Genomic DNA, 12,106 nt, shown 5'->3' on the forward strand with positions numbered 1-12,106 from the left:
GGGGGGACGTCCCGTGACGACCACCGAGCCCCGCACCGGGACGTCGACGCCGGAGCCGGCCCGCGGCCGCGGCCGTGCCCGGCGCCCGCGTGGCCGTCCGGCCATGTACACCGCGTACGCGCAGGACATGGCGCTGTTCAACACCGGCGCCAAGAAGGCCGGCGTCGCCGTGCTGCTGGTGTTCGCCGCGCTCGCGCCGTTCCTGTTCCAGGACGACATGCTGCGGCTGCTGGCCATCGGCTGCGTGACGTCGATCGGCGCGATCGGGCTGAACCTGGTCACCGGCTACGCGGGGCAGGTGTCGCTGGGGCACGCGTTCTTCATCGGGGTGGGCGCCTACACCGCCTCGGTGGTCTCCGGCGACCCGACCGACGAGGACGTCTGGGGCTTCGGCATCACGTTCCTGCCGGTCTGGCTGCTCGCCGCCGGCATCGTCGCGGCGCTGCTCGGGCTGCTCGTCTCGCCGCTGGCCAGCCGGCTGCGCGGGCTGTACCTCGCCATCGTCACCCTCGGCCTGGTCTTCATCGGCGAGCACCTCTTCCGGGAGTGGGACTCGCTCACCGGTGGCGTGGGCGTCGGCCGGCAGGGGCCCGACCCCGTGCTGTTCGGCACCGACCTCTCCCGGCGCACCGAGTCGTTCTCGGGCGACCAGCAGATGTACTGGCTGATGCTGGTGCTGCTGATCGTCTTCGCCGTCGTCGGCCGCAACATCGCCCGCTCGGCGATGGGCCGCAGCTTCGCCGCGGTGCGCGACCGCGACATCGCCGCGGAGATCACCGGGGTGGACGTGCGGCAGGCCAAGCGCCGGGCGTTCGTGGTGTCGAGCTTCTACGCCGGGTGCGCCGGGGCGCTGTGGTACTCGATCCTCGGCTACATCGACCCGGCGTCGTTCGGGCTGCTCGTCTCCGTGCAGTTCATCGCCATGGTGCTGATCGGCGGCGTCGCCACCATCTCCGGCTCGATCATGGGCGCCTTCTTCATCGCGCTGCTGCCGCGGCTGACCCGCGAGCTGCCGGCGTACCTGCCGTTCCTGTCCTCCTCGGCGACCGAGACGCCCAACGTCTTCCAGGTGGAGACCCTGCTCTACGGCCTGCTGATCGTGATCTTCCTGATCTTCGAGCCGCGGGGGTTGTTCGGGCTCTGGATCCGGTTCCGCAACTACTGGAAGGCCTGGCCCTTCAGCTACTAGGCCGTCCAGCCACCAGCCGCACCACCACGTCGTAGTCGTTCACCCGGCAGAGGTGCCGGTAGAAGGGAGCACCCCATGAGGAGCACGTCCCGGCGGAAGGTCGCTGCCGCCGCGCTGGCCGGAGTCGCCGTGCTGGCCGCCGGCTGCCGCGGTGGTGACGGCGGCGGCGGTGGCGGGGGCGGGGGCGAGGGTGGCGACATCGCCACCGACGTCGGTGTCACCAGCGAACCGTGTCCCGACGCGGTCAACGAGGACAACGGCTGCATCTACCTCGGCACCCTGTCCGACCTGACCGTCGGCCCGTTCGCCGCGGCCGGCCCCCTGATCATCGAGGGGCAGGAGGCGTTCTGGAACCGGGTCAACGAGGACGGCGGCATCGGTGGCTACGACATCAACGTCACCGAGTACGTCCGCGACAACCAGTACAACCCGCAGGTGACCAACCAGGTCTACCAGGAGATCAAGCCCGACATCCTGGCCCTGGCGCAGACGCTCGGCTCGCCGCCCACCGCCGCGATCGTCGACGACCTCGACGCCGAGGACATCGTCGCCGCCCCGGCCGGGTGGACCTCGCTCTACCTCTTCCAGGACGTGATCCTGGAGAGCGGCGCGACCTACTGCGCCGAGGCGATGAACGGCGTCGACTACGCCGTGGAGAACGGCGACGTCCAGTCGGTCATGGCGGTCCACTACGCCGGTGACTTCGGCGGCGACGCCGCGGCCGGCGCCAAGGTCGCCGCCGACGCCAACGGGCTCGAGTTCATCAACGTCGAGACGACGGCCGGTCCCGACAACCAGGCCGCCGCGGTCGCCGCCATCCTGGAGCAGCAGCCGGACCTGGTGGTCATCTCGGCCGGTCCCACCGACGTGGCCACCGTCGTCGGCCAGGCCGTCGCCGGCGGGTACCAGGGCCAGTTCATGGGGTCCTCGCCGACCTGGAACCCGGCGATCCTGCAGTCGCCGGCCGCGCCGGCGTTCCAGGCGTCGTTCCTGCACATGGGTCCGTGGGGTCCGTGGGACGCCGAGACCGACGCCCACGCCGCGGCGCGCGAGGCGCTCGGTGACGTCGAGCCGAACGAGTACTACCTGTCCGGCTGGTTCTGGTCCTACCCGCTCAAGGCCGCGCTCGAGGCGGCGGCCGAGAACGGCGACCTGACCCGCGCCGGCCTCCGCGAGGCGGCCGCCGGCCTGACCGAGGTCGACTTCGAGGGCGTCCTCCCCGAGGGCTCGGGCAACTACGAGGGCGGTGCGAACGACGCCGCGTCGCGGGCCACCTACATCAGCCAGATCGACCCGAACGCGAGCACAGGTCTGGCGCCGGTGGTCGAGGCGTACACCGGTCCCACCGCCGAGGGCTACGACTTCACCGGTCCCTGCTACGAGGAGGTCGACCTGGGCTGACCCGCCCCCGACCGACCGAGCGGCCGGCTCCCCGTCGAGGGGGCCGGCCGCTCGCCGTTCGGGCCAGGCCCCGACGCTGTGCGCGAACTGGCAGCTGGAGAGCCAGGAACTGCCAGTCCCTGCACACGATCGCGGCCCGTGCCCGGGAACCTGCTGCCCAGCACGCCGGGGGGTGGGAGCACACTCGGGGCAGGGCTGGTCTGACGTGGACGTCGACGAACGAGGAGGAGCACCGTGCGAGATGCGGTCATCTGCGAGCCGCTGCGGACCCCGGTGGGGGGTTTCGGCGGATCGCTGCGGGACGTGCCGGTGCAGGACCTGGCGTCCACGGTCATCAAGGCGCTGATGGAACGCACCGGCCTGCCGCCGGAGTCGGTCGACGACGTCCTGCTGGGCAACTGCTACCCGACGATGGAGTCGCCCGCGCTGGGCCGCATCGCCGCCCTGGACGCCGGGCTGCCGGTCACCGCCACCGGCCTGCAGATCGACCGCCGCTGCGGCTCGGGCCTGCAGGCGGTGCTCTACGCCGCGATGCAGGTGCAGAGCGGGGTCTCCGAGGTCGTCCTGGCCGGTGGCGCGGAGTCGATGAGCAACGCGCCGTTCTACTCGGTCGGGATGCGCTGGGGCGTCAAGGCCGGCCCGGGCGTGCTGCTGCAGGACGGCCTGTTCCGCGGCCGGGTCACCGCCGGCGGCAGGAACCACCCGGTGCCCGGCGGGATGATCGAGACCGCCGAGAACCTCCGGCGTGACTACAAGATCTCCCGCGAGGAGCAGGACGAGTTCTCGGTCCGCTCGCACCAGCGGGCGGCCGCGGCCACCGCGGAGGGCCGGTTCGCCGACGAGATCGTCCCGGTGACCATCTCGGGCCGGAAGGGCGACACGGTCGTCGAGCGCGACGAGCACATCCGCCCGGACTCGAACGTCGAGACCCTGGCCAAGCTGCGCCCGATCATGGGCAAGGACGACCCCGAGGCCACCGTCACCGCCGGCAACGCCAGCGGTCAGAACGACGGCGCCGCGGTCTGCGTCGTCACCTCGCCGGAGAAGGCGGCCGAGCTGGGCCTGCGCCCGCTGGCCCGGCTGGTCTCGTGGGGCGTCGGCGGCGTGCCCCCCAAGACCATGGGCATCGGCCCGGTGCCCGCCACGGCCAAGGCGCTCGAGCTGGCCGGCCTGAAGCTGTCGGACATCGACCTCATCGAGCTCAACGAGGCCTTCGCCTCCCAGGTGCTCGCGGTGACCCGCGAGTGGGGCTTCACCGAGTCCGACTTCGACCGGATGAACGTCAACGGCTCGGGCATCTCCCTCGGCCACCCGGTGGGCGCCACCGGCGGCCGCATCCTGGCCACGCTCACCCGCGAGATGGACCGGCGCGGGGCCCGCTACGGCCTGGAGACGATGTGCATCGGCGGCGGGCAGGGCCTGGCCGCGGTCTTCGAGCGGGTGGCGGCATGAGCGGGTCGACCCAGCGGGTCGCGATCGTCACCGGCGGCGCCCGCGGCATCGGCGCCGCCACCGCCCGGCGGCTGGCCGCCGACGGGTTCGCCGTCGCCGTCCTCGACCTCAAGGAGGACGACGCCCGCGACACCGTCTCGGCGATCGAGGCCGCCGGCGGCCGGGCGCTGGCCGTCGGCGCCGACGTCGGCGACGCAGAGCAGGTGCAGGCCGCGGTCGAGCGGATCGCCGCCGAGCTCGGCCCGCCGGTCGTCCTGGTGAACAACGCCGGGGTGACCAAGGACAACCTGCTGTTCAAGATGAGCGACGACGACTGGGACGTCGTCATGCACGTGCACCTGCGCGGCTCGTTCCTCATGACGCGGGCGACGCAGAAGTACATGACCGAGGCGAAGTGGGGCCGGATCGTCAACCTGTCGAGCACCTCGGCGCTCGGCAACCGCGGCCAGGCCAACTACTCGACGGCCAAGGCCGGCCTGCAGGGCTTCACCAAGACCCTCGCCATCGAGCTCGGCAAGTTCGGCGTCACCGCCAACGCGATCGCACCGGGCTTCATCGCCACCGACATGACCAAGGCGACCGCCGCCCGCATCGGCCGCGACTGGGACGAGTACGTCGCCGAGCGCGCCGCCGCGATCCCGGTGGCCCGCGCCGGGCAGCCGGAGGACATCGCGCACACCGTCTCGTTCCTGGTGAGCGAGGGCGCCGGCTTCGTCTCCGGCCAGGTCATCTACGTCGCCGGCGGCCCCAAGGCCTGACGCCACCGCTCTCGGCGCCGGAGCGCAAGTTCTGCGGCCTCCCGGTCCGTCCGTCATGATCACGACGAGCGGACCGGGAGGGAGGCCGGGTGAACCTCGAGAAGGTCGTCTTCGGCTTCTTCGTGGTGCTCGCCGCCACGCTGAACTTCGGGTTCTTCATCGGTGACATCTCCGACCCCGACCTGCACAACCCGTACGAGCTGTTCGCGGCGGTGATCGTCAACCTCATCGCCACGGTGCTGAAGTTCGGCGACCGCACGCAGATCGGGGCGGTGCACCTGGCCACCAGCCTGGTCGCCGACCTCCAGCTGATCGGCGCGGCGCTGATGTACGGCTACGCGGTCTACGTCTCCTCGGCCGGGCTCACCGAGGCCTGGACGGCCAGCGTCGTCTCGCTCTCCGGCGGCGCGCTGCTGGCCAACATCGTCTCGGTGGTGCTGCTGGTCGTCGAGACGGTGTCGTTCCACCGGAGCTGATCGGAGGCCGCCGTGGGCAACCCCTTGCTCACCTTCTGGACGCGGCTGTTCGGCCCCGACCAGGACGAGCGGCGGGTGCGCCGCGCCCCGGTCCGGGCCGCCGCCGCGTCGGCCGCGCGGGCGTCGGAGGCGGTCTTCCTCGTGATGCGGCGGATGCGCGCGCCGCTGATCGTGCTCATCGTCATCTTCGCCGTCAGCGTGCTCGGGCTGACGCTGATCCCCGGCGTCGACGCCGAGGGCCGGCCGTGGCGGATGGGCTTCTTCGACGCCTTCTACGTCATGAGCTACACGGCGACGACGATCGGGTTCGGCGAGATCCCGTACCCGTTCACCTACAACCAGCGGATGTGGGTCACCGTCTCGATCTACCTGACGGTGGTCGGCTGGGCGTACGCGATCGGCTCGCTGCTCGCGCTGCTGCAGGACCGGTCGTTCCGGCAGGCGCTGGCCCTTCAGCACTTCAGCCGCAAGGTCAGCCGGCTCGGCGAGCCGTTCGTGCTCGTCGCCGGGTACGGCCGCGCCGGCGAGCTGCTCGGCCACGCCCTGGACCGGCTGGGCCGGCGGTTCGTCGTCGTCGACGCGTCGGCCGAGCGGATCGAGGGCGTCGAGCTCGACGCCTTCCACGGCGACGTGCCGGGCCTGGCCGCCGACGCGCGCGACCCCGGCATCCTCGCCGTCGCCGGGCTGCGGCACCCGCGGTGCGAGGCCGTGGTGGCGCTCACCGACGACGAGGAGGTCAACCTCTCCGTCGTCCAGGCCGCCGCGCTGCTGCGCCCCGACCTGCCGGTGGTCGCCCGGGCCACCTCGCAGACCATGCAGGACCGGATGGAGGCGTTCGGCACCCCGAGCGTGGTCAACCCCTTCGACCGGTTCGGCGACCACCTGCGCCTGGCGCTGCGCTCGCCGGCCGGCTACCAGCTGCTGACCTGGCTGGAGAGCGGCCCGGGCGCGGCGCTCCCGCCGCGCGGCCGGCCGCCGCGCGACGGCCGCTGGGTGGTCTGCGGCTACGGCCGCCTCGGCCGGGAGATCACCGAGGACCTGCGCGCCGAGGGCATCGAGGTCACCGTCGTGGAGCCGCACCCCGACGGTGCACAGGGCCCGGACGACGGCATCGTGGTGGGGGACGGCGTCGAGCCGGAGGTGCTGGCCCGGACGCGGCTGGCCGACGCCGTCGGGTTCGTCGCCGGCACCGACAACGACACCACCAACCTGTCGCTGGTCGCCGCCGCCCGCCGGGTGAACCGGTCGCTGTTCGTGGCCGCCCGCCAGAACCGGCCGGCGAGCGCGCCGCTGTTCGGTGCGATGCGCATCGACGCGCTGCTCGTGCCCACCGAGGTGATCGCGCACGAGGTCTACGCCCAGCTGTCCACGCCGCTGCTGTGGCGGTTCCTGCGGGAGATGCCCGCCTTGGGGGAGAAGTGGGCGGCCGCCATCGTCGAGCGGCTGCGCGAGCTGTGCGGGCTGCGGCTGCAGGCGCTGTGGAAGGTCCGGGTCAACCACCAGGAGGCGCCCGCCCTGCACGCGCGGCTGGCCGAGGGCGGCGTGACCCTGGGCGAGCTGCTGCGCGACCCCGAGACGCGGGAGGACCCGCTGCACGCCGTCGCGCTGCTGGTGCTGCGCGGCGACGAGGCCCACCTGGCGCCGGACGCCGACTTCGTCCTCGCCCGCGACGACGAGGTCCTGCTCGCCGGCCGGCCCGGCGCGCGCCGCTCGCTGTCGACGATCCTCGTCGTCGACGCCGTCCTCGAGTACGTCGTCACCGGCCGGCGGGTGCCGTCCGGCTGGCTCTGGCGCAAGCTCTCCCGGACCCCCGAGCGCGAACCCGAGCCGGCCGGTCAGGTGCGCTCGGGGTAGCGCGCCCGCACGAGCAGGAAGGCGCCGAACGCGGCGATCCCGACCGCGACCAGCGTGAGCAGGACGGCGCCGAACGGGGCGTCGAGGATGGCGTGCATCGCGCCGTCGAGCCCCTGCGCCTTGGACGGGTCGAAGGTGATCGCCGCGTAGAGCAGCAGCCCGCCGACGACGGCCAGCGCCACGCCCTTGGCCGGGTAGCCGGCCTGGCCGAGCCGGGTGACCAGGCGGACCGCCTTCGGCGGCGCCTCCACCAGGTCGATCTCCTTGAGGAACGACTTCTTCACGCCCTTGACCACGTGGTGCACGCCGATGCCGACGAGCACCAGCGCCGCGATGCCGACGAGCCAGCGGCCGGCGGGCCAGCCGAAGACGCCGGCGGTGGTCTGCTGCTGGCTCTGCGAGCTGGACTGCCCGTTGCCGGTGGCGAACTTGATCGCGAGCACCGCCAGCGCGGCGTAGACGGCGGCCTTGGCCAGCGCCTTGGCCGACTTCCAGAGCGCCTTCTTGCGCAGCTGCCCGGACGCCGACCACCCGCTGCGCCAGCGCAGCACCTCCATCGCCTGCCAGGCGGCGAGCGCGACCAGGCCGACTGCGATCACCCACAGCAGCGGCTTGCCGACCGGCGACTCGGCCAGGGTGGACAGCGCCCCGGACTGGTCGGCCGACTCGCCCCCGCCACCGCCCCAGGCCAGCTGCAGGGCCAGCCAGGCGACCAGCAGGTGCACCACGCCGTAGGCCACCAGGCCGACGCGGGCCAGGTGTTCCAGGCCGTCGCTCGTGTCGACGCGTCCGGTAGAGCTCGTCGCCGTCCCCTGTGCGCTCATCCCGAGATCCTCTCCGGCACCCGCCCTCGGCTGGACGGCGCCGGCGGGCCATTACCCGTGACCGGGCGTGTCATGCCCGGGGCCCGGCGGGTCGCCCGGACGGGTGGGGGACACTGGGCGGCGTGGCGAGCGCAGCACCCGGCATCCTGACCGCGCAGGCGGACCCCGACGTCGCGAAGCGGGCGTGGCCCCGCTGGGTCGCGCTCGGCCTGGCGATGCTGGCCGTCGCCGCCGTCGGGCTGTCCTGGCCGGCGGCCGGCGGGCGCGTGCTGCTCGGCGCGGTCGGGCTGTTCCTCGTCGCCCGCGGGGTCGTGGTGCTGCGCGCCGGCGCGCTCGACGGCCCCGCCCGCCGGGTGGGGACGGCGGCCGCCGTCCTCGGCGTCGCGGCGGTCGCGGTCGCCGCGGTCTCCGCCACCGCGACCGGCTGGGTGCTCCTGGCCGCCGTCCCGGTGGTGCTCGTCGGCGGCGCGCTCGGCCTGGTCGGCCGGGGTGGCACGGCCCGCCGCGGCGGCTGGGCGCTGCTGGTCTGGGCGGTGCTGGTCACCGGCCTGCTCGCGGTCACGGGTGCGGCGCAGGGCTGGGCGCGCGCCGCCGAGGTCGGCACCGTGGTGTCGGCCGTCGCCGTCGCCGTCCTCGCGGTCCCCGTGCTCGTCGGGGCGGCCGGGTTGCGCGCCGCCGCGGCCCGTCCGGCCCCGCGCCCCGCGCCCGCCGGTGCCGGCTGCGCGGGCTGCGCCTGCGGCGCCGGCGGCTGCGGCGCCCTCGGCTGACGGTCTCAGTCGGACCCGTCGCCGGCCACGGTCCACAGCACCACCCCGCCGGCGCACTCGCCGAGGGCGTGCACGGTCCCGCCCGGTGCCAGCGCGAGCGCCTCGGACGACCGCGCGCCCGCGCCGCACAGCTCCGCGGTGGCGGTGACCGACCCGTCCGCGGGGTCGATCCGGGAGAGGGACGTCCCCGGCCCGAGCACCCACACCCCACGGTCGTCGACCGCGATCGCCACCGGGAGCTCGCCGGTCCCGTCGAGGTCGCGCAGGCGGTCGTCGCCCGGTCCGAGGACGGCGAGCCGGTCCGGCGCACCGCTCGGCGCGAGCCCGGCGTAGACGGTGCCGTCGTCGCCGACCGCCAGGCCGTGCAGGCCGGTGTGCGAGGTGCCGTCGCCCAGCGGCACCGGGGTTTCCACGGCACCGGTGCCGCGGTCGGCCCGGACGAGCACGGTCACCGTCTCCTCGGCACCGTCGAGGCCGTACAGGTGGACGGCGACGACCAGGTGCCCGCCGTCCGGGCTGACCACCAGCCGCTCCGGCTCGACGTGGCCCGCGTGCCCGGCCAGCCCGTCCAGCTCCAGGACCGCCGACCCCAGCAGCGCCCCGGTCGCCGGGTCCACGGTGTGCAGCACGGGCGGCGCCGGGGAGCCCGCCGTCCACAGCACGACCAGCGTGCCGTCCGCGGCGAACGCGGCGACGGTGCCGCCCTGGTCCGGGGGGACGGCGTCGACCGGTCGGTGCTCCAGCAGGGCCCCCGTCGCCGGGTTGACCACCCACACGCCGAACACCCACGGCGCCGAGGGGTCGGTGTGCCCGAAGCCGGCGAGCAGCACGACGTCCCCGTCGACCCGCGCGGCGTCGACCGCCAGGTCGAGGACCTGCGCCTCCGACCGCGGTCCGACGTCGCCGCCGGCCCCGTCCACCAGCGCCAGCCAGTCCGGTGCCCCCGGCTCGCCGAGGGAGCGGACCAGCACGTCGCCGTCCGCGGTGGGCACGACGTCGGCCGGCGTGAGCGGGTAGGGGGCCTCGATCTCGACGCTCGCGGGTGTGCCCAGCCGGTCCGGGGAGCCGGCGGAGGAGGTGGTGCAGGCCGACAGCGCGAGCGTCGCGGCGGCGGCCAGCAGGAGGGGGCGGGCGATCACCGCGGGGCCTCCTCGGGTGCCAGCACCCACAGGTGCGCGGCGCCCTCGCACACCGCGGCGGCGTACACGGTGCCGTCCGGGCCGGCAGCGAGGACGACGGGGGCCTCGGACTCCCCGGGGCACAGCTGAGCCGACCCCGTCACGGCACCGTCGGCCGCGTCGACCCGGAGCAGCTCGCCCTCCCGGTCGAGCACCCACAGCTCGGTGCCGCTGACGGCCACCGCGTCGGCGTCCCCGTCGAACTCTTCGAGCGTCCGGGTGGTGTCCCGGCCGCCGGGGCGGGTGACCAGGACGTCGGTCAGGTCGTCGCCGTCCTCGCGGGTCACCGCGGCGTGCACGGTGCCGTCGTCGGCGACCGCCGGGGGCCGGGCCAGCGACAGCTCGTGCCCGGTCCCCAGCGCCTGCGCCTCCGCCTGCCGGAGGTCGGCGTCGATCGGCACCACCAGGGGCACCTGCTCCGCGCGCTCGCGGTCGGAACCCACCAGCTCGACGGCGAGCCAGCGGCCGGTCGGGCTGACCGCGAGGGACCTGGGGAAGACGTACTCCAGCTCGGCGGCCCAGCGGCCGAGGTCCAGCTCGACCGAGCCGGTCACCGCGCCGGTGGCGGGGTCCACCGCGACGACCCTCGGCCCCTCCGGCGCGTAGCCGTCCAGGACGACGTACAGCGTGCCCTCGGGCGAGAAGACCGCCGCCGACTCGCTCCAGCCCGGCCCCACGGCGTCGACGACCCGCTGCTCGAGCACCCGGCCGGCGCCGTCGACCACCAGGACGACGAAGGCGTCGGGGGAGGGATCGCCCGGCAGCCAGCCGGCGACCAGGAAGGTGTCGCCCTCGGCGGTGGCGGCCTCGGGCAGGAAGCCGTCGAGCCGGACCTCCACCTGGTCGGCGCGGGGCGAGCCGGCCGGCACCACGGTGAGCAGGGCGCCGTCGCCGGACTCGTCGGTGGTCAGCAGCACCGCGTCGCCGTCGGCGGTGAACCCGAACGACCGCGGGGCCACCCCGGCGAAGCCGTCGGGCTGGTCGAGCCGCACGCCGGCGGGCACGTCGCGGTCGATGCCGCCGGCGCACGCCGCCAGCACCAGCAGCGCGACGGCCAGGAGGACGGCGGGCAGGGAACGGGTGCGCATCGCGGGTCTCCTCATGACCGGACCCACCAGAGGGGGACGTCGGTGTTGCAGCGGGCCAGCACGTACGCCGCGCCGTCGGGGGTGACCGCCAGCCCCACCGGACCACCGGGACGGTCGGTGCAGAGCTCGGTCGCGGCGAGGACCGATCCGTCGGTGGGGTCGACGCGACTGAGCGTCAGCTCGTAGCCGACGACCCACAGCTCCTCGCCCGCGACCTCGACGGCGAGGGGCAGGTCGGTGAACTCCTCCAGCGTCCGGGGCTCGCCGGCGCCGGGGTCGACGACGACCAACCGTCCGGGGGAGGTGGTGTCGTCGGCCAGCCCCGCGTAGACCCTGCCCTCGTCGGTGATCGCGACGTCGTGCACGAACGCGTCGGAGTCGACGGTGCCGAGGGCCACCGGCGGGCCGGCCGGCGACAGGTCGGCGTGCGTGCGGACCAGCACCGGGACGGGGTCCCCCGCGCCGTCCAGGTCCCACGGCACCAGCTCGAAGACCAGCTGCGTGCCGTCCGCGCTGACGGCGACGTCGGCGACGACCACCAGCTCGGCGTGCCCGCTCAGACCCCCGAGGTCGGGGACGGCGGAGCGGGTGGCCGCGCCGGTCGCCGGGTCCACGACGTGCAGCACCGGCGGCGTCCCGTCGTCCCGCTCGACCGCCACGACGAGCGCGCCGTCGGGGGTGAACACGGCGACCGCGTCCTCGATCCCCGGGGGGACGGCGTCGATCCGCCGGAACCCGGCGACCTCCCCGGTGTCGGGCTCCACCACCCAGATGCCGTAGGCCCAGGGCTGCAGCGGGTCGTCCCACTGCCCCCAGCCGGCGAGGAGGAGGTGGTCGCCCTCGACGGCGACCGCGTCGGCCTGGAGGTCGAGCAGGCGGGCCGGGGCCTCGGTGCGCACCTCGCCGCGGGCGCCGTCGACCACGGCCACCCAGGGGTTGTCGTCGGCGTCCTGCTCGAAGTGCACCAGCACCTCGCCGCCGGGGGTCACGACCACCTCGGCCGGCCAGGCGTCGGGCGGCCCGGCCTCGACGCGGACCGGCTCGGAGAACTCCGGCCCGGCGCACGCCGACAGCACGAGCACGGCCCCGATCAGGGTGGGCAGCACACGGGTGCGCACG

At 74.7% G+C, this 12,106-nt stretch carries 11 protein-coding genes; 7 read left to right on the forward strand and 4 right to left on the reverse strand.

The window, feature by feature from the left end; translation table 11 throughout:
- Positions 1 to 13 precede the first annotated feature (13 nt).
- From ACI8AF_RS16845 to ACI8AF_RS16870, 6 genes are all read left to right on the forward strand, one after another.
- On the forward strand, positions 14 to 1,189 hold the full coding sequence (locus ACI8AF_RS16845; protein WP_456540887.1) for a branched-chain amino acid ABC transporter permease: 1,176 nt from the start codon (positions 14 to 16) through the stop codon (positions 1,187 to 1,189).
- A gap of 75 nt (positions 1,190 to 1,264) precedes the next feature.
- Positions 1,265 to 2,590, forward strand: a complete 1,326-nt coding sequence (locus ACI8AF_RS16850) for an ABC transporter substrate-binding protein (protein ID WP_456540888.1) — start codon at positions 1,265 to 1,267, stop codon at positions 2,588 to 2,590.
- Between the two features lie 234 nt (positions 2,591 to 2,824).
- Positions 2,825 to 4,042, forward strand: coding sequence for an acetyl-CoA C-acetyltransferase (locus ACI8AF_RS16855; protein ID WP_456540889.1), 1,218 nt, complete (start codon positions 2,825 to 2,827; stop codon positions 4,040 to 4,042).
- Entirely contained in the window at positions 4,039 to 4,800 is a 762-nt protein-coding gene (gene fabG, locus ACI8AF_RS16860; protein WP_456540890.1) for a 3-oxoacyl-ACP reductase FabG, read from the forward strand. The genes ACI8AF_RS16855 and fabG overlap by 4 nt, the downstream gene beginning before the upstream one ends.
- Positions 4,801 to 4,889: 89 nt before the next feature.
- Positions 4,890 to 5,276, forward strand: coding sequence for a DUF6394 family protein (locus ACI8AF_RS16865; RefSeq protein WP_456540891.1), 387 nt, complete (start codon positions 4,890 to 4,892; stop codon positions 5,274 to 5,276).
- A 12-nt stretch (positions 5,277 to 5,288) separates the two neighbouring features.
- Positions 5,289 to 7,130, forward strand: a complete 1,842-nt coding sequence (locus ACI8AF_RS16870; RefSeq protein ID WP_456540892.1) for a potassium channel family protein — start codon at positions 5,289 to 5,291, stop codon at positions 7,128 to 7,130.
- On the opposite strand, the gene ACI8AF_RS16875 is transcribed toward ACI8AF_RS16870, so the two are convergent.
- The gene (locus ACI8AF_RS16875; RefSeq protein WP_456540893.1) at positions 7,112 to 7,954 is read right to left on the reverse strand and encodes a DUF1206 domain-containing protein; all 843 of its coding nucleotides are present in this window, start codon (positions 7,952 to 7,954) and stop codon (positions 7,112 to 7,114) included. The genes ACI8AF_RS16870 and ACI8AF_RS16875 overlap by 19 nt on opposite strands.
- A 122-nt stretch (positions 7,955 to 8,076) precedes the next feature.
- On the opposite strand from ACI8AF_RS16875, the gene ACI8AF_RS16880 reads away from it, so the two are divergent.
- On the forward strand, positions 8,077 to 8,721 hold the full coding sequence (locus ACI8AF_RS16880; RefSeq protein WP_456540894.1) for a hypothetical protein: 645 nt from the start codon (positions 8,077 to 8,079) through the stop codon (positions 8,719 to 8,721).
- A gap of 5 nt (positions 8,722 to 8,726) precedes the next feature.
- Here ACI8AF_RS16880 and ACI8AF_RS16885 read toward each other — a convergent pair whose 3' ends face one another.
- Genes ACI8AF_RS16885 through ACI8AF_RS16895 form a run of 3 tightly spaced genes read right to left on the reverse strand, consistent with a single transcriptional unit; the run spans position 8,727 to position 12,105 of the window.
- Positions 8,727 to 9,860: a hypothetical protein gene (locus tag ACI8AF_RS16885; RefSeq protein WP_456540895.1), complete on the reverse strand. Its 1,134-nt coding sequence runs from the start codon at positions 9,858 to 9,860 to the stop codon at positions 8,727 to 8,729.
- The gene (locus tag ACI8AF_RS16890; RefSeq protein ID WP_456540896.1) at positions 9,857 to 10,987 is read right to left on the reverse strand and encodes a hypothetical protein; all 1,131 of its coding nucleotides are present in this window, start codon (positions 10,985 to 10,987) and stop codon (positions 9,857 to 9,859) included. Before ACI8AF_RS16890 ends, ACI8AF_RS16885 begins: the two co-directional genes overlap by 4 nt.
- An 11-nt stretch (positions 10,988 to 10,998) precedes the next feature.
- The gene (locus tag ACI8AF_RS16895; RefSeq protein WP_456540897.1) at positions 10,999 to 12,105 is read right to left on the reverse strand and encodes a hypothetical protein; all 1,107 of its coding nucleotides are present in this window, start codon (positions 12,103 to 12,105) and stop codon (positions 10,999 to 11,001) included.
- Position 12,106 lies beyond the last annotated feature (1 nt).

Source organism: Blastococcus sp. SYSU D00669, from assembly GCF_054050715.1.

Coding starts and splice junctions, on each gene's coding strand:
- ACI8AF_RS16850 (WP_456540888.1), top strand. CDS start 1,265: ATGAGGAGCACGTCCCGGCGGAAGGTCGCTGCCGCCGCGCTGGCCGGA.
- fabG (WP_456540890.1), top strand. CDS start 4,039: ATGAGCGGGTCGACCCAGCGGGTCGCGATCGTCACCGGCGGCGCCCGC.
- ACI8AF_RS16875 (WP_456540893.1), bottom strand. CDS start 7,954: ATGAGCGCACAGGGGACGGCGACGAGCTCTACCGGACGCGTCGACACG.
- ACI8AF_RS16890 (WP_456540896.1), bottom strand. CDS start 10,987: ATGCGCACCCGTTCCCTGCCCGCCGTCCTCCTGGCCGTCGCGCTGCTG.